At 41.1% G+C, this 16,296-nt stretch carries 15 protein-coding genes; 11 read left to right on the plus strand and 4 right to left on the minus strand.

Annotation, left to right across the window (positions count from 1 at the left end; translation table 11 throughout):
- Window position 1: 1 nt before the first annotated feature.
- Window positions 2-1,507, minus strand: a complete 1,506-nt coding sequence (locus B1s21122_RS04175; RefSeq protein ID WP_095680484.1) for a sugar ABC transporter ATP-binding protein — start codon at window positions 1,505-1,507, stop codon at window positions 2-4.
- 248 nt (window positions 1,508-1,755) lie between these two features.
- Between B1s21122_RS04175 and B1s21122_RS04180 the strand changes: the two genes are divergently transcribed.
- From B1s21122_RS04180 to B1s21122_RS04220, 9 genes are read left to right on the plus strand one after another with little or no spacing between them, the layout of a single operon-like run.
- The gene (locus B1s21122_RS04180; protein ID WP_095680483.1) at window positions 1,756-3,255 is read left to right on the plus strand and encodes a rhamnulokinase; all 1,500 of its coding nucleotides are present in this window, start codon (window positions 1,756-1,758) and stop codon (window positions 3,253-3,255) included.
- Window positions 3,252-4,034, plus strand: coding sequence for a class II aldolase/adducin family protein (locus B1s21122_RS04185; protein ID WP_095680482.1), 783 nt, complete (start codon window positions 3,252-3,254; stop codon window positions 4,032-4,034). Before B1s21122_RS04180 ends, B1s21122_RS04185 begins: the two co-directional genes overlap by 4 nt.
- Window positions 4,035-4,043: 9 nt before the next feature.
- The gene (locus tag B1s21122_RS04190) at window positions 4,044-4,703 is read left to right on the plus strand and encodes an HAD family hydrolase (RefSeq protein ID WP_095680481.1); all 660 of its coding nucleotides are present in this window, start codon (window positions 4,044-4,046) and stop codon (window positions 4,701-4,703) included.
- Entirely contained in the window at window positions 4,700-6,055 is a 1,356-nt protein-coding gene (locus tag B1s21122_RS04195; protein ID WP_095680480.1) for an FGGY-family carbohydrate kinase, read from the plus strand. The genes B1s21122_RS04190 and B1s21122_RS04195 overlap by 4 nt, the downstream gene beginning before the upstream one ends.
- Window positions 6,056-6,071: 16 nt before the next feature.
- A complete protein-coding gene (locus B1s21122_RS04200; protein ID WP_095680479.1) occupies window positions 6,072-6,347 on the plus strand; it encodes a UxaA family hydrolase in 276 nt (91 codons plus the stop codon).
- A gap of 3 nt (window positions 6,348-6,350) precedes the next feature.
- Window positions 6,351-7,157, plus strand: a complete 807-nt coding sequence (locus B1s21122_RS04205) for a UxaA family hydrolase (RefSeq protein ID WP_095680478.1) — start codon at window positions 6,351-6,353, stop codon at window positions 7,155-7,157.
- Entirely contained in the window at window positions 7,157-8,311 is a 1,155-nt protein-coding gene (locus B1s21122_RS04210; RefSeq protein WP_095680477.1) for a UxaA family hydrolase, read from the plus strand. Before B1s21122_RS04205 ends, B1s21122_RS04210 begins: the two co-directional genes overlap by 1 nt.
- A gap of 23 nt (window positions 8,312-8,334) precedes the next feature.
- Window positions 8,335-9,099, plus strand: coding sequence for a type 1 glutamine amidotransferase (locus tag B1s21122_RS04215; protein ID WP_095680476.1), 765 nt, complete (start codon window positions 8,335-8,337; stop codon window positions 9,097-9,099).
- Window positions 9,099-9,932 carry a DMT family transporter gene (locus B1s21122_RS04220; RefSeq protein WP_095680475.1) on the plus strand — a complete coding sequence of 278 codons (834 nt, stop codon included), beginning with the start codon at window positions 9,099-9,101 and terminating at the stop codon, window positions 9,930-9,932. The genes B1s21122_RS04215 and B1s21122_RS04220 overlap by 1 nt, the downstream gene beginning before the upstream one ends.
- 5 nt (window positions 9,933-9,937) lie before the next feature.
- Here the strand turns inward: B1s21122_RS04220 and B1s21122_RS04225 are convergent, their stop codons facing one another.
- The 3 genes from B1s21122_RS04225 to B1s21122_RS04235 are packed head-to-tail and all read right to left on the minus strand — an operon-like array spanning window position 9,938 to window position 12,192.
- On the minus strand, window positions 9,938-11,188 hold the full coding sequence (locus B1s21122_RS04225) for an exonuclease domain-containing protein (protein WP_095680474.1): 1,251 nt from the start codon (window positions 11,186-11,188) through the stop codon (window positions 9,938-9,940).
- 2 nt (window positions 11,189-11,190) lie between these two features.
- Entirely contained in the window at window positions 11,191-11,940 is a 750-nt protein-coding gene (locus B1s21122_RS04230) for a S1 family peptidase (protein ID WP_095680473.1), read from the minus strand.
- A gap of 9 nt (window positions 11,941-11,949) precedes the next feature.
- Window positions 11,950-12,192, minus strand: coding sequence for a hypothetical protein (locus B1s21122_RS04235; protein WP_095680472.1), 243 nt, complete (start codon window positions 12,190-12,192; stop codon window positions 11,950-11,952).
- A 268-nt stretch (window positions 12,193-12,460) separates the two neighbouring features.
- Between B1s21122_RS04235 and B1s21122_RS04240 the strand changes: the two genes are divergently transcribed.
- A complete protein-coding gene (locus B1s21122_RS04240; protein WP_095680471.1) occupies window positions 12,461-14,113 on the plus strand; it encodes an ATP-binding protein in 1,653 nt (550 codons plus the stop codon).
- Window positions 14,097-16,295 carry a Z1 domain-containing protein gene (locus B1s21122_RS04245; protein ID WP_095680470.1) on the plus strand — a complete coding sequence of 733 codons (2,199 nt, stop codon included), beginning with the start codon at window positions 14,097-14,099 and terminating at the stop codon, window positions 16,293-16,295. Before B1s21122_RS04240 ends, B1s21122_RS04245 begins: the two co-directional genes overlap by 17 nt.
- The last annotated feature ends 1 nt before the right edge of the window (window position 16,296 follow it).

The raw sequence follows: 16,296 nt of genomic DNA on the forward strand, positions 1-16,296 counted from the left end.
ATTAAGCACTTCGCTTTCCGGTAGTTGCAGCCGCAATTATCTTCTCCTGCGTTGCCTCTTTACGAGATAGCTCGGCAACTTGCTTGCCTTCACGCATCACAATAATTCGATCTGCCATTCCTAATACTTCAGGAAGTTCAGATGAGATCATCAAAACTGCTTTACCTTCACTGGCTGCTTGATTTACCAAGCGGTGAACCTCTGCCTTTGTAGCAACATCAATACCGCGAGTTGGCTCATCAACAATTAATAGATCAGGATCCGTTGCAAGCCACTTAGCCAATACTGTCTTTTGTTGATTACCACCTGAAAGACGATCAACTGGATCTGCTTGGTTTGCAAACTTAATACTTAGTTTTTCCTTCCAAGTATTAGTCAAAGTTTTCTCGCGCTTAAAGTTAATTAAGCCACGATCAGTTAATTTATCAAAGGACTCCATTGAGATATTTCGATTAACTCCAGCCACCATAAACAATCCTTGCTGCCTGCGATCCTCAGGAACTAATGCAATCTTGCGCTTCATCGCTTCAACTGGTGAGCCAGCAGGAAGGGCTTTACCATTTAAAGTTACTGAGCCACTTTCATACTTATCAACACCAAAGATTGCTCTTGCAACCTCTGATCGGCCTGAGCCAACTAAGCCAGCAAGGGCCACAATCTCACCTTTTTTAACATTAAATGAAACATTTCTAAAGTAGGCAGGATTTGTTAGATCTTTAACCTCAAGTACTACTGCGCCAATCTTGTTCTCTGTCTTTGGAAATAGCTCAGTTAACTCTCTTCCCACCATCTCTTTAATTACCTTTTGCAGATCAGTCTTACCAACTGGATTCTCACTCACAGTTGCGCCATCTCGCATTACGGTAATGAAGTCAGAGATTGCAAATACTTCATCCAACCTGTGGCTAACAAAGATAACCGCTTTATTAGCAGCTTTAAGTGATTTCATAACTGTCATCAATCGCTCAACTTCAGAAGCTGAAAGGGCTGCTGTTGGCTCATCCATTAAAATAATATTTGCATTCATGGATAACGCCTTTGCAATCTCAACAACTTGTTGATCTGCAATGGAAAGACCACGAGCTTGCCGCTTTGGATCTAACTCCACACCTAACTCTTTAAATAATCGCTTTGCCTCACTTTGGGCAAACTTCCAATCAATCACCATTCCCTTTTTAGGTTGGCGACCAATAAAAACATTTTCAGCTAAAGATAGATCTAAGAAAAGGGATGGCTCCTGATAAATAACTGCCACACCTTGATCAATGGATGCTTGCGGGGATCCGGTAATAAAATCTTTGCCACCTAATTTGATTGAGCCACCATCATTGACATGAACGCCAGACAAAATCTTAAGCATCGTGGATTTACCCGCGCCATTTTCACCAAGGAGTGCGTGAATCTCACCTGCTCTAATTTTTAGATCTGTTCCCTTTAATGCAACTGCGCCACCAAAGCGCTTTTGCACTCCACTCATTTCAAGTAGTAGATCACCCTTAGCGGCCACCGAATTACCTCATTCCTAATAGATCAATAAATCATTAGCTCTTAAGCAAATTCTCTCGCTGACCCTACCTTCACTTTCCTATTACGGCTAGGTAGGGCCGCCACCGCCCAGATAACAAAGAGGTAACGGGTGGCTGAGATCTTAGGATCTGGGATTACCCCGCACTCCTTATTACCTATACATATCTATATAGCAAGATCTCTTATCGGTGTTGAACTTAGGTGCCAACTTAGGCAAGAGTTAAGGGTATGCACCAATACCTCGCCCTAGATATGGGGGCAGAATCTGGCCGCTTGATGGCGGTAAGTATTGGAAATCAAATCACAACCAATGAGATCCATCGTTTTCAAACACCAGTTGCTACCGATCGCCATGGCAGGCGGTGTTGGGATCTGCCAAAGATAATTGATGAGATAACAACAGCGTTAAGTAAGGCAGCAAATACTGGTACCTACCTTGGTTTAGCAGTTGATACCTGGGGATTAGATTTTGGACTAATCGATCATGATGGAAAGGTAATTGATCTTCCTGTCTCACACCGTGATCATCGAACCGATGGGATGTTAGAAAAAGCTTCTTCCCTTGTAGGAAGAGAACGATTACACAATGAGAGTGGATGCCAATTACTTGAAGTCAACTCCATCTATCAGTTACTAGCAATCACAAATCAAACACCGGATGAGTTTAAAAAAGCAAAGCACTTGTTATTTATGCCAGATCTTGTTTTATACGCCCTAACTGGTGTTATTGGTACTGAGTACACAATTGCCACAACCTCAGGTTTATATGATGTGGTTAATGATCAATGGGCGCTAGATCTTGCAAAGGATTTAAATATTCCCTCCCATATTTTTGGCAAAGTTGAAAACCCAGGAAGTATCAGGGGCGTAATAAGTAAATCACTCCAAGATAAAACAGGTATTGGCCCAATTACATGTATTGCAACTGCAAGCCATGACACAGCAGCCGCTGTATTTGCTACTCCTCTTTCATCCCCAGGGAGTGCTTACATTTCAAGTGGCACTTGGTCGTTAATGGGAGTAGAGCTTGAAAATCCTGTTGTTAACAAAACAACCTTAGAGGGGCGATTAACTAATGAGGGTGGTTATAACCGCTCCATTAGATTGCTTAGAAACATTATGGGGCTTTGGTTAATCCAAGAGGTGCGCCGTGATCTAAAAGAGTCTGGCTTTGATTTAACCTACGCGCAGTTAGTAGAGCAAGCACAGGCAGTGAAGGATCCCTTTGCATCCCTGATTTATGTTGATGCCTCAATTTTTATCCACGCCGGCGGGATGATTGAGCGAATTCAAAGATTTTGCAAAACAACAAATCAAAGTATCCCCACTACACCAGGTGAGTTAGCACAAACAGTTTTTGCATCCCTTGCCCTGCAATACACAAAAACTTGTGATGATTTAGCGCAGTGTTCAAAGCTTGAAATGCCAGCAATACATATTGTTGGTGGCGGCTCACAAAATCAACACCTATGCCAATTAACCGCTGATATCTCAGGCAAAGAGGTTATTGCTGGCCCTGTTGAGGCAACTGCAATGGGAAATGCGATGGTGCAGGCAATTGCTCTCGGCAAGGATTCCAACTTAAAGGATACAAAATCTGCAAGAGCGCTCATCTCTAGATCTGATTTAGGCGTGAAAAGTTTTAAACCCACCCAAGGCCAAGATCAGAATACAATTGCACAAATCCGCGCTCGTTATCAAAAGCTAACTTTGGAGGATATGCGATGAGTGATTTAGTTTCCCAATTAACATCTCTCGCCATCGCAGCCGGAGACCCATCAGCTGATCTAACTATTGTGGCAGAAGGTAATGCTGCAGTCTTTGAGCCTTCCACAAATCGCTTTTTAGTTAAAGCAAGTGGTGTGGTGATGGGCAAAGCAACAATAGAGGATTGGGTTTATCTTGATTTAGCAAAGTGTGCTCAAGTTTTAGTTGATGCTAATAAACAGGGAGTAAGTAAAAAGCTAGATAAAGCATTTGATGCAATATTAAAAGAGTCTAAGACGCCAAATGGTGTAGTAAAGAAGGCCTCTATTGAAACTATGGTGCATGTAGTTGCCTTTGATCTAATGGGTGCTACCTGGTCACTACACACCCACCCAACTCCAGTTGTGGCCCTGGCTGCAAGTAAAGATGGCGCTAAACATTACAAAGCAACAGTTTTCCCAGATGAAGCAGTAGTTTGCGGACCAGTTCCATTATTTCTTCCCTACGCAGACCCTGGTCTTTCACTTGGCTTAGGTGTTTATCAAGGAGTACTTAAGTATCAAAAGAAGCATGAGAGGTCCCCTGGTCAAATTATTTTAGGAAACCATGGTCTTTGCACCTTTGGTTCAGCAAGTTCTGAGGCACTGTCCACAACACAGATTGCAGTTAAAGCTGCCAGAGTTAGATTGGGAGCACTAAGTGCTGGCGGTATTAAGTTTGTTGGTAAAAGAGAAGCAGCATCAATTGCATATAGGCCGGATGAAATCTTGCGTCGCAAGATGTTGTCGCAAGGTAAGTAAAAAGAGTTAATGAGAGTAAAAGCTGCCACCTTTGATATTGGCGGAGTTTTATACTCAGATGATGCCTTTAAGCGAGCAATATTTTCTGCCCTTAATCAATTAACTTCAGTTTCCCAAGAAAGCTTTGATCAGATTTATCTTGCTCACTTAAAGTCACAATCTGGCTCACTTAGATCTAAATTATGTGAAGCCTTCTTAGGCTCATTAGATAAAAAGAGTGAGCTAATGGCGATAGCCAATAAAGAATGGTTATTTAACGATAATGATCAATACCAAGATGGCAAAGATTGCTTAATAAAGCTAAAGCAAGCTGGCTTAAAGATTGGCATCATCGCCAATCAACCAAAAGTAGCAGCAGATCGTTTAAAACAAGATGGCTTATTTGAGTTAATAGATTTCCTTGGCATATCTGCCATCGTTGGCTTTGAAAAACCAGATCCAGCCTTTTTTAAGTTAGCAATCAAAGAGTTATCACTGCCTGCGCAAGAAATAATTCATATTGGTAATCGAATCGATACCGATGTTAATCCAGCCAAAGCATTGGGCATGAAAACAGTTTGGGTAAGAAGAGGGGAAGCCAATCCTGATCCTTCAAAGGATGATTTAGCAGCGGCTGATATTACGGTGAGTGATTTAAAATCACTGCCTGAATTAATAAATGCTCTATGAGTAAATCTGTCTTTATTGGCATTGATATTGCCACCTCAAATGTTAGAGCAGTTGCAATTGATAGGACAGGAACACCTCTTGCCAGGGCAAGTGAGCCACTGGCCCAAGTTATAAAGAGGGAAGATAAATCTGCCACCCAAGATAGTAAAAGTTGGATCACAGCCGTTGATAAAGTTTTAACCCATCTTTGCAAGCAATTAATTGAAGAAGGGTTTATCCCCCAATCTCTTTTAATCTCAGCGACAAGTGGCACCTTCATACTTTGCGATAAAAACTACGCACCAATAGCACCAGCTGCTATGTATAACGATGGCAGGGCAAGTGACCCTCTAGGAAGAGCTGCTGCGGTAATAGAAGCTTCAAAACAAAGCGGGCCATTTCATTTCGCAAATACGCCTGAAGTTTTAATCGCGCATTTATCAGAGCAACCACTCCCCCAAATCCCAACCGATAGTAGCCATGGGTTAAAGATGGGTGTTGATTTTAAAAGTAGCGATTATCTAGTTGCTACTAAAGAGCTCGCTAACTCATTGAACATAACTCTTCCTAAAGTGGTTCTACCTGGCACAAAGATTGCAACAATAAGTAATCAGATCGCAGCAAAATTGGGTATTCCACCCATTCCAATTTATGCCGGTATGACAGATGGCTGCACCGCACAAATCGCAGCAGGTGGTGCTACTGGCTCTGTTACATCCCTTGGCACAACAATGGTGATCAAAGTAGTTGCAGATAGCAATATCTCAGGGGATGGCTTTTATTCACACCTTCTGCCATCAAATCGCTATTTATTAGGGGGTGCTAGCAATATAGGCGGAGTTAGTTATCAAAAGTATGAAGCAGAGCTTGAAAGCTTAAATAAGAAAGCAGCAGAAATTGGTGCTGCAAACTTTATTACCTATCCATTGCCCGTTACCGGTGAGAGATTCCCAATTAAATCATCCTCAATTACAAATCTGATGTCAGCAAAGCCAGAGAGTGATGTTATGGAGTACCGCGGAATATTAGAAGGCATCGCCTTTACCGAAAAGTATGCCTATGATCTTTTGCAAAAGGCTGGCGCTAAGTTGTCACAAACTATTTACACCACCGGCGGTGGCGGTAAGTCAAAGGTCTTATCTCAAATTAGAGCAAACATATTAAATAGACCAGTTGCTATTACCAACACCACTGGCTCTGATATGGGAGCAGCATTCCTATCTTTGGCTAGCCATATAAAATCAGGTGATGATCTGACAGCTGAGTTGATGAAGATAAATATCTCACAAATTGAGATATTCAAACCGCAGCAAGATGAGGCGTTAAGTAGTAATTATCAAAAATACCTAACGCTGATCTCCCCCTACATTTAGTAGTAGCCTTATCGATATGCGCAAGGTATTAGTTCTAAACCCAGCAGATAACATTGCAATCTGCCTTGCTGATATGGCTGCTGGCACAGTTATTGATCAAGATAATTTAAAGTTAACAATCACCCAAAAAATACCAAGAGGCCACAAAGTGGCATCAAAGTCAGTTAAAAAGGGTGAAGGAATTATTAAGTATGGCGAGCGAATGGGACATGCCACCAAAGATATTACTGTTGGAGAGCATGTTCACACCCACAATGTTTTAGGAGATCGCCTCTCCACTGAGGCGAGTTAACTTATGAGTATTACCGGCTTTGCCCATAAGGGTCGTGGTGTTGGCATAAGAGATCATCAATTGATCTTGCCTTCAGTAGTTTGCTCAACCCATGTAAGTCGAAAGATTGCCAATGAAGTTGGCGCATTAACCTTTGCCCACCAAAATGGATGCGGAATTATTGGTATTGATGTGCCAGGAGTGGATAACTTCTTCATTGAGTTAGCAAATCATCCAAATGTGCAATCTGTATTGGTGGTTTCCCTTGGTTGTGAAACTATTCAAGGACCAGAGTTGCTACCAAAGATAAACCGAGAGTTATCAAGATTATTAGTTATTCAAGAGTCAGGCGGCGCCACTGGCACATATGAAGCAGGTGTGGTGCAGGCAAAAGAGCTTCGAGATAACTTTAAGAGTGAGCCAAAAGCTGTAGAAAAGTTAGTAGTTGGTTTAGATCTAGCCCGCAATGTTGAGAACTTGGGCGATATTAAGAGCGCACTTATTGCAGCAGGATTTGCAGTTGAGATTGAGGATAAGCAGGGCGTAAGTGAACATAACTTGGCAAAATTAATGAGCAAGAAAGTTCATATTATTTTCTCCTTCGCAGATGAGAATCAACCACCATCTGGCTTTCCATTAATACCAGTTATCAATATTGCATCAAGCTCCCCACTACACACCGCCCTATCTGCTGAGTTTGATCTGCCATCAACTGCAACAGCTAATGAAATGATTGCACTTCTTACCAAGGTTGGTAACGGTGAGAAAACAAAGAGTGAAGTATCTGGCATTGGTGAGATTGTCGCACCCCGTGCGGTCAGGAGTGTGTGATGAGCCTTACCGGTTATAAACGCAGTGATGGCAGATGGGGTTTTAGAAACCATGTTTTGATCCTGCCACTTCATCAAATTTTGTCCGCTGCAGCAAGAGATATTGAAGACCAATCAAAGGGCGCAGTTGCAGTGAGCCATGATTGGTCGCAGGTAAATGAAAAAGATCATGAGCGCATCATTCACTCATTGGCAGGGAACGCGACAAATCCAAATCTCTACGCAACAATATTGTTGCGCCTTGGCACACCAATTGAGGATGAAGTAATCAGCAGGGCTAAAAGTTATGGCAAAACAAAGCTAATTGAGATATCACTCTCTGATTTAAAATCCTTAGATAAGTTAACCCAAGCTGGCATTGTTGAAGCTAATAAATTACTCACAGAGGCCAAAGGTGAGCAAAGAGTTGCAGCACCTATTTCTGCAATAGTTTTAGGCCTTGAGTGCGGTGGCTCGGATGCCTACTCTGGAATTACTGCCAACCCAGCGCTGGGTGTAGCAAGTGATGATTTAGTGGCGCAGGGCGCCACATCAATACTTGGTGAAACAATGGAGATCTTGGGCGCAGAACATTTATTAGCAAAGCGTGCAATTACTAAAGAGGTTGGCCAACAAATAATTGATGTGGTGGCAAGGTATGAAGCAAGTATTAACTATGAAGGAATTGATATCAGAGGCGCTCAACCATCAAGAGGAAATATTGAAGGCGGACTATCAACATTGGAAGAGAAATCATTAGGAGCTGCTAAGAAGGCAGGCAACGCCCAATTTACTGGCGTACTTGAGTATGCAATTGCGCCAACAAAGGCAGGCCTTTACTTCATGGACACACCAGGTCATGACATTGAACAGTTAACTGGCTTTGGCGCAGCCGGTGTAAACATAACTGTCTTCACAACAGGTAGGGGAACTCCTACGGGCAGCGCCGTAATGCCAACAATTAAGGTGGCAACTAATACTGAGATGGCAACTGCTATTCCAGATATTATCGATTTAAACTCCGGCACAATCGCTGATGGCACCCAAACTTTGGAAGAAAATGGGCAAGAGATCTATAAGTTAATTTTAGATGTGGCCAATGGTCAATTAACCAAGGCAGAACTTGGCGGCCATCATGAGTTTAATCTCTCAAGGCTTTATGGCTCTTCTTTGTAATCAGAGTAGGTAAACTCCCCCAAATGCGCGCCTTATTCATCGAACATGATCACATCTCGCTCGGTGGTCCAATCTGGCGATCTCTAGAAAAACATGGCTATGAGATTGAAAGGTTTTTGATTGTGCCGGAGGAGAATTTTTCAACTCCTAATGTGCATGCAAATTTTCCAAACTTTTTAGAGTATGACCTACTAGTTCCAATGGGCGCCCCCTATGGAGCCTATGAAGATGATCGAATTGGTAATTGGCTCAAGCCAGAGCTTGAAAAACTTAAAGAAGCTCACAATGAAGGAGTACCAATTCTTGGTATTTGTTTTGGTGGTCAATTAATGGCAAGAGCGTTAGGTGGCTCAGTTGCAAGAGCGCCAAAGGCTGAGGTTGGTTGGTATGAGATTGAATCTAATGACACAACATTAATTCCAACTGGTCCCTGGTTTGAATACCACTGGGATAGATGGACAACTCCAAAGGGTGCTACTGAGATTGCAAAAACAGCTGGTGCTAACCAAGCATTTGTAATGGGTAGAACTCTTGGCCTGCAATTTCATCCAGAGGTTGATCCTGAAGTACTAGAAGCATGGCTAAGCCGGCAAAGTGGTTGTGTTGAGATTACTGGTGAAGGAGTTGATCTTGATCTCCTTCGCAAACAAACTAAAGAGCTTGAAGCATCATCAAATAAGAGAGCATCAGATTTAGTAGATACCTTCTTACGCAGAGTAGCAACATCTGAGGTAGTAAAGGAGCAGGTAAGCATTAGATCAAAACTTGCTGAGCAAGTAAGCAAATAATGATTGGCGAGATTTCTTCTTTCTCAAATGCTTTAGCAAATGCCTTCACCAATACCCTGGGTGGTAAATCAACTCAAATAAGTAGCTGGCGCAACACATTACGTGCCTCTAGCTCAATTGCAATGGCAATTATTTCTGTAGTAATCCTCTTTAATCTAAATACCATCACCTTAAGAGTGATCTTAATTGGTATAGCCGCCGGCTTTATCGGCGGACTAGGCCTTCCCTTTATCTACCAAGCATTCTCAATTGGATCAGTCTCATTTGTATCCCCGGTTGTGGCATTGGTGCAATCATTTAACTTAATCCTCTTTGCTGTCCTTGTTAAAGATGAATCAATCTCCTGGACCTTTCCAATTGCAACAGCTTTAGGCGCTCTTGGTTTGTTTCTAGCTTCTCGCACATCAGCAAGTCATCAGAAGGCGACATTAAAAGTATTTGGTCTAACAACAGCTGCTGCATGTTGCTTCACCGGCTTTTCAGTATTGATGACAGAAATAGATGAATCCCAAATTATTGCCGCCCTCTTTGGCGCAAGAATTGGTGTATTACTTGTTTCACTTATCTTTTCTCCAAAGAGTAATCAAAAACCACAATCGAGTAGTTGGAAGAAGTACGCACTTCTTTCTGGCTCATGTGAGATGCTGGCAAATCTATTTTTCATGATTGCCATTACAAACCTAGAGTTAAGCAAGGTTGGTGTCTTTATGGCATCAGCCCCTGCCCTATCTGCCTTAATTGCGATAAAGCTAATGAAGCAAAGACCATCTATTGCCAACTGGTTAGGAATTGCAGCGACCTCATCGGCGCTGGCGATAATTGCGTTGAATTAAATTAATCAGCCAAACGTACAAAAAGTAATGAATTTCTCTACAGAAATTATTGGTATTCCCCAACCCTTAGCCTTTTTTGATTTTCCAGACATGGAAGACTCATCAGCTGTGACAAGAACATCACAACCTCTTTTAGTCACATCATTAACTGGGTGTAGGCCAACCTTTGCTGCAAGTGCTTCAAGATCTTCCCTGCTTATCTGTTCACCATTGAATCCAACAGCCGCACCAGTAAAACATACTTTTTTACCTACACTTAAGTTATCGCTGTTTGCCTTAATAGGTTGAGCTGTCTCAGGAATTACTACAGGTAGGCGAAGTGCTGCACCAACTTTTTCAATCATCTCTCGCTCTTGAACAGTGATTACGCCATCTCGAAGAGCAGCCTGAATAAATGAATCAAGATAGCCAGTATGTAGTTTTAGAACATCTTTCTGACTGACACCAAGATCTTCTGCCCACTTATTAAGTTCACTCTCTTCATCACTACTAATGATTAAGTCCTGCATCGCCATATTAAGCAGCAATAAATATGCTATAAATTTTTCATCTGATGTAGGGAAAGGTATTTTCTTAGTAAATGCTTGAATTCGCTCTAAAGCATCATCTTTTTTATTGCTAAAAGCAGTTCTTACTAAAATTCTTGCTGGATTGGTATCTGATGAATAATCAACCATTGCCGAACTGACCTCTTGCTCGTCCTCTGAAAGGTGGTTAAAAAGCTCCATGGTCATTTTGCAGTCACCAAGTGCACTGTGTGCATCAACAATTTTAATTCCAACCTCATCGCATGCATCAGAAAGTGAAGATTTTCCAGCTGGAAGCAATCTACGTGCAGCGGTCATCGTGCAAAATCCTTTACCAATATCACCTTGAGTGTTGGCTCTATTAAATTCTTGAATAAGCATTCGAGCATCAAAACCTAAATTATGTGCGACTATAACCCGATTGTTAATCATTCTAAAGACATCGTTGATTACATCTCCAAAAATTGGAGCTGATGAAACCATTGATGCGGTAATTCCATGAATATTTGTTTTACCCACGTCACGTTGGGGATTAATCAAAGTAGACCACTCCTCGATTACTTCATTACCTTTAAACGCAACTAAGGCGATTTCAACAATACGATCAGCTTTCATCGTGCCCGTTGTTTCAGTGTCTAATACAACATATTCAATCTCACTACTTGGCATCATTAACTTTTTAGATGCAGAATTCAATAGCGACCATGGTCCTTTAATTAGGTCGCCCATATTTAGTCTTCTTTCCAAAACACATTCTTTTCACACTCCATAATCTTTATGCAGAGTGCATTTAGAGACATTGCTCCGTTGTATTGCTCATCTATTTGGCCGAAGGTGTTTGTACCAACCACATTTCCTTCATTATCAACAAGTGGTCCACCACTGTTGCCGTGAGATAAAGGCGCAGTCATAAGGATTTCTAACTTTGTGCCATTTAAAACATTACCGAATGCAACAGAGCCTTCATAACCATCAGCACTTCCAATAGCTGCTACCCAGTAACCTGCATAAGGTTCATACTCAGATAGCTTTAATGGAGTTACCTCAAGGGCAGAAGCAATTGATGCTAAGTCATTCTCTTCATCCCAGTTATCAATTACTGCTTGATACTTATCGCCGTAAAGTGAGGCTACTCTGACTTTTCCTTTGCCATCTAAGCATTCATCAATTACATGGTGGTTAGTAATTAAAGTTGTTGGATATCTCTTGCCTTGACTATGGTCTAGATCAATTGCCCAGCCAGAGCCAAAGCTACCTAATACTTTAGGGTCATTAGGTTCACAAAATATTGTGACTGTGGATTCTTGGACCTTTGTTATTAGTTTTTCAATTCCTCTGGGTGGCACATAACCATCACCTCTTGGATCACTTAAATAAAACTGTTGGGCAGGTGCCCAGGTGAGAATAAATGCACCGAGTGCAAATGGAAGTGCAATGATCGTGGCAAATGCGGTGATCTTCTGAGCTATGTTGTTTTCCATAGTTATAACCTACTCACGTCCTGTGTGATTCTTAAGAGTTGGCAGTGAAGGCGCTTGTGTATTTACCTGCTTTAAGAAGTAATTCTTAGAAACATCTAACACCTGCCACTCTCGATCAACCTCTGCCCACTTATCAAGGTGAATATCATTGGCAAACAGCTCTGCCTCATCAGAATCTTGGGCTTGCATGATTATCTGAAAATCTATGGTTAATCTTCCTGTAACTCGATATCTATTCTCTTTTGGCTCCATGGCAAGATCCTGCCCCCCACCACTGACAGTGGCTAGGGCCTGTAAAGGTCTTCAAAATGCTTCTAAAAGTGTGAACATCAATCAATTTTCTGTTATTCACCGTAGTCGGAACTTAGAATTCTGGCTCTTAAACTGTCAGTGGACTGACTCATACTTATTGAAATGGAAAACTTCCATAGACTTTCAAACAGGGGGCATGAAAAAATGAGGCTTACGTTACGAATGATGAATCCTGTGCAAAATCTAACAATTAGCTTAGGCTGCGCCAATGAGCGTAGATAAGGATACTCCAGAGCAAGTAACTATTAGACCAGGTATTGGCTTATATGCATTATTCCCATCACTAAGGTATTCGCCTTGGGTCGCGCTGGGCGAGATGGTTGATAACTCAATTCAATCTTATCAAGAGCATAAAGAAGAGTTGTTTGCATTGCACGGGCCAGAATATAAATTAAGGATAGAAATTAATTATAGCTCCGGAGATAACCCAACGATTCAATTAATTGATAATGCCGCTGGAATATATACAAAAGATATTGAACGAGCATTTACACCAGCAATGCCACCTGCTGACAAAAAAGGAATCTCCCAATACGGAATTGGCATGAAAAGTTCAGCTTGCTGGTATGCCAATTTTTTCACTATTCGAACCAGGGCCCTCGGCGAACCAATCATAAGAACAGTAACTTTTGATATACCTAAAATCATTAAGAATGAAATTTACGAACTTGATATTGAAAAGGAAGAAGCGACAAACCCGAAAGTTCATGGAACCAGGATAATTTTAAAAAATTTAAACCAACCAGTACCTGTGGCTGGAGCAGCATCTAGGTTGCGAAGTTACTTACGAAGCATGTATCGCGACTTTCTTCGAACTGGCGAACTGGTTTTACTAATTAATAATGAGGTTCAAGAAGCGCCTATGACAAATTGGCTTTTAGCCCCCTACTGGCCCACTGATATGGGTCCCTTAGACGATAAAAACTATGAATGGGTAAAAGATTTCGAAATTGAACTTAATGAATCCCATAATCCAATAAATCCTGCGGACCCAGCACCGAAAATTCGTGGGCGGATTGGAATATTGGAGAAAGGTGATACTAAGCGAGCAGGCCTAGCATTGCTTTGGCGAAGAAAAGTGGTCCAAGGTGCAGGAAACATGGCAGATAGTCCGGATGATCTTTATAGGCCGGGCAGGATTTTCGGTGGTGCCAACAGTTTCGAAAGACAAAGGGTTGTTGGAGAACTTGATGTTTCTGAACTCAGTGTAACTTCATTTAAAGATGCAGTTGTATGGCGCGAAGGTCAAGAAGAAGAGGTATTGAAAAAAATAAAAGAGGCTTTAAATACAGAACCAAATCCATTATTAAAAATGGCAAAGAATTATCGAGCAAGTGACAACTCAAAAGCTGGCAAGGCAAAACTTCAAGGATCTTTGTCAGATGTCGTTGATTCAGCAACTAGAGCCCTAATTGAGAACAATGCATCAGAACAACTAGGAGATGGTTTTGAAATCACCAAAACAACTGAGGTTCCAGAGCCTCCTCGAACAGATGAAACAAATGTTGTCCAAAAAGTTATTAAGCTAATTCCTCAGTTTAATTCTGACATAATTCTTGAAGTAAAAGATCAAATTGCAGATACAAGTTGGCTGCGAGTAAGACAAATTCCTGATTTAGATAAGTGGGTAATTACCATAAACCGGGAGCATCCATTTATGAAGTCATTTACCGTCGCAGATCCAGATTCTTTGGATCCAGTACTAAGAATTGCTTTGGCAATTGGCATTGCTGAAATACAAGGTTTAAGTTCAGGATTCGATACTGCTGGATTCCTGCGACTAAGTATTAACGATTTATTGAGAAATTATCTTTCCTCAAGATCTGATGTTATTGAAATGACAGATGAAGAAAATGGTTAAAACAGGAGGCGAATTTAAAGAATTTATTGAGCGACAAAATTTGGATGCTTCCTCACAAGAACGATTGAAACTAACCACGACTAAAATACTTGAAAGAAGTGAACTTTTGAACGGAAATATAAGTTCAAATTGTCAATTGGTTGTAGGTGAAGTTCAAAGCGGCAAAACAATGTCTTTTACGGCTTTAACCGCACTGGCTCATGAAAATGGGTTCCCATTAGTAGTTGTGCTCGCAGGTACCAAAGACCAATTACTAATCCAAACGGCAGATAGGTTAACCAAAGATTTAAGAGCAGAAGGCAATGGCGGAGCTAATCCATGGGTAATGCTAGTTAAACCAAAGCGGCGCGACCATAATTCAAACTTAAGAACTATTCAACGCGCTTTAAGTATTTGGAGCGAAGTTGATGCACCTGAGTCTTTCAAGCCAACAGTTGTAATTACAGTGCTTAAAAATCGTGCTTGCTTGGATGCTACCACTTTGCTAATTGAAGGATTAAGGTCGAAGATAAATTTAAGTAATTATCCTGTTTTAATCATCGACGATGAAGGTGACCAGGCCGGGTTGAACTTAAGTTGGTTAACCGGTGAAGAGTCAACGATTTATTCAGCAATTGGTAGATTACGTAATTCATTGAGCCATCATAGTTATGTTATGTACACAGCTACTCCTCAAGGTCCGTTACTTGTTAACATTGAAGACGCACTTTCACCGAAGTATGTAACCCTTTTAGAATCAGGGGCAGATTACTTAGGGGGAAATGAACTATTCAATGAATATGATGAATACACAAGATCTATTCCAGACCAAGAAATAAATCAAGTTTTTGATACTTCTTCGACGGCAGGTATTCCAAATAGCCTTAAACAATCGGTTGCGTATTATTTAATCGCACTATTTGTGGCTCAAAACAGGAGTTATCCAAAACCTATTAGCATGTTGGTTCATCCATCTGCGCAGGTTAGCTTGCATGGCAAATATGAAGTTTGGATCACTAATCTTTTGTCCGCATGGGAGACCATCCTGAGAGAACCAGAAGAATTCCTTTATGAAAAAGAGAAAATTTCTTTTTTTCAACCTGCTCTTGAAGAATTGAAAAAAACTTGCACAATAAAAGATGATTGGGATCTAGATGCTGCGTTAAAAGAGATTCGCTGGTGGATCTCTAAAATCGAAGTACGTGTAGTAAATGCCGAAACAAGTAACATCCATGCTAGCGAATGGCTGAGTAAAGCTGGTTGGATTTTAATTGGTGGAAATAAGCTCGAACGTGGATTTACAATTGAAAATTTAGCAGTGACGTATATGCCTAGATCTACTGGGGTTGGAAATGTAGATGTAATTCAACAAAGAGGTAGGTTTTTTGGTTATAAGCGAAAATATAAAGACTTGCTGAGGGGATGGTTTTTTCAGGATCATATCCAAGCTTATGTTTCTTACGTAGACCACGAGAATTCTATTCGAACTCAACTTAGATCTATAGATCTTGGGAACCAGAAACTGGGCGATTGGAGGAGAAAATTCCTTCTGGATCCAATTTATCAACCAGTTAGAAATCAGGTAATTTCTCTTGGAATAAGTCACCGTAGGCTTGCAACTTTTAAGCAGCACATGCTTTTCGACCCCAGTATTCTAAGTTATCAAGAATCCTTCAAAAAGAAGTTGTATGAATACACGAATTCATTGATAAAACTCCCACAAGACAATCGAAACGACCATGCAAATTATTACTGTCCAGTTAATTACGAATTAGCACTCGAACTCTTAGCTGACTGGCCAATGTCTCCAGAGAATAGGGTGGAGCTTGATGATTTGATATGGGCAATTCAATCCCTTGCCGATAAGGATGAATTAAAAGCGGCCAATTTAGTATTTATGGATTGGGATCCTAATACTCGAAAACAAATAACTCGTGATCGATCCATGCTCCAGTTTAGAGCTAATCCAGAAAGATCACCTTATGAACAGGTAATAGCTAATATATTTCAAGGTCGCTCAGGCAGGCCTGGAACTGGATATCTGGGAGATTTCGAAATGACAATACCAAATGCGATTACAATTCAAATACATTTAGTTAAACCATTTTACGAAAAAACTCCAAAAGAGCCTGTTTACGCGTTGGGCCTGATTTTCCCCGGTACTAACGATGGTTTTGTAATTGAGAATAAACGTCGTCAGTAGT

The organism is Candidatus Nanopelagicus limnes (assembly GCF_002287885.2).
In the GTDB taxonomy this organism is placed as follows: Bacteria; Actinomycetota; Actinomycetes; order Nanopelagicales; family Nanopelagicaceae; genus Nanopelagicus; species Nanopelagicus limnae.

Bases quoted from the DNA above. Each gene is read 5' to 3' on its own strand.
- B1s21122_RS04180 (WP_095680483.1), top strand. From the start codon at position 1,756: ATGCACCAATACCTCGCCCTAGATATGGGGGCAGAATCTGGCCGCTTG.
- B1s21122_RS04185 (WP_095680482.1), top strand. From the start codon at position 3,252: ATGAGTGATTTAGTTTCCCAATTAACATCTCTCGCCATCGCAGCCGGA.
- B1s21122_RS04190 (WP_095680481.1), top strand. From the start codon at position 4,044: ATGAGAGTAAAAGCTGCCACCTTTGATATTGGCGGAGTTTTATACTCA.
- B1s21122_RS04195 (WP_095680480.1), top strand. From the start codon at position 4,700: ATGAGTAAATCTGTCTTTATTGGCATTGATATTGCCACCTCAAATGTT.
- B1s21122_RS04200 (WP_095680479.1), top strand. From the start codon at position 6,072: ATGCGCAAGGTATTAGTTCTAAACCCAGCAGATAACATTGCAATCTGC.
- B1s21122_RS04205 (WP_095680478.1), top strand. From the start codon at position 6,351: ATGAGTATTACCGGCTTTGCCCATAAGGGTCGTGGTGTTGGCATAAGA.
- B1s21122_RS04210 (WP_095680477.1), top strand. From the start codon at position 7,157: ATGAGCCTTACCGGTTATAAACGCAGTGATGGCAGATGGGGTTTTAGA.
- B1s21122_RS04215 (WP_095680476.1), top strand. From the start codon at position 8,335: ATGCGCGCCTTATTCATCGAACATGATCACATCTCGCTCGGTGGTCCA.
- B1s21122_RS04220 (WP_095680475.1), top strand. From the start codon at position 9,099: ATGATTGGCGAGATTTCTTCTTTCTCAAATGCTTTAGCAAATGCCTTC.
- B1s21122_RS04225 (WP_095680474.1), bottom strand. From the start codon at position 11,188: ATGGGCGACCTAATTAAAGGACCATGGTCGCTATTGAATTCTGCATCT.
- B1s21122_RS04230 (WP_095680473.1), bottom strand. From the start codon at position 11,940: ATGGAAAACAACATAGCTCAGAAGATCACCGCATTTGCCACGATCATT.
- B1s21122_RS04235 (WP_095680472.1), bottom strand. From the start codon at position 12,192: ATGGAGCCAAAAGAGAATAGATATCGAGTTACAGGAAGATTAACCATA.
- B1s21122_RS04240 (WP_095680471.1), top strand. From the start codon at position 12,461: ATGAGCGTAGATAAGGATACTCCAGAGCAAGTAACTATTAGACCAGGT.
- B1s21122_RS04245 (WP_095680470.1), top strand. From the start codon at position 14,097: ATGAAGAAAATGGTTAAAACAGGAGGCGAATTTAAAGAATTTATTGAG.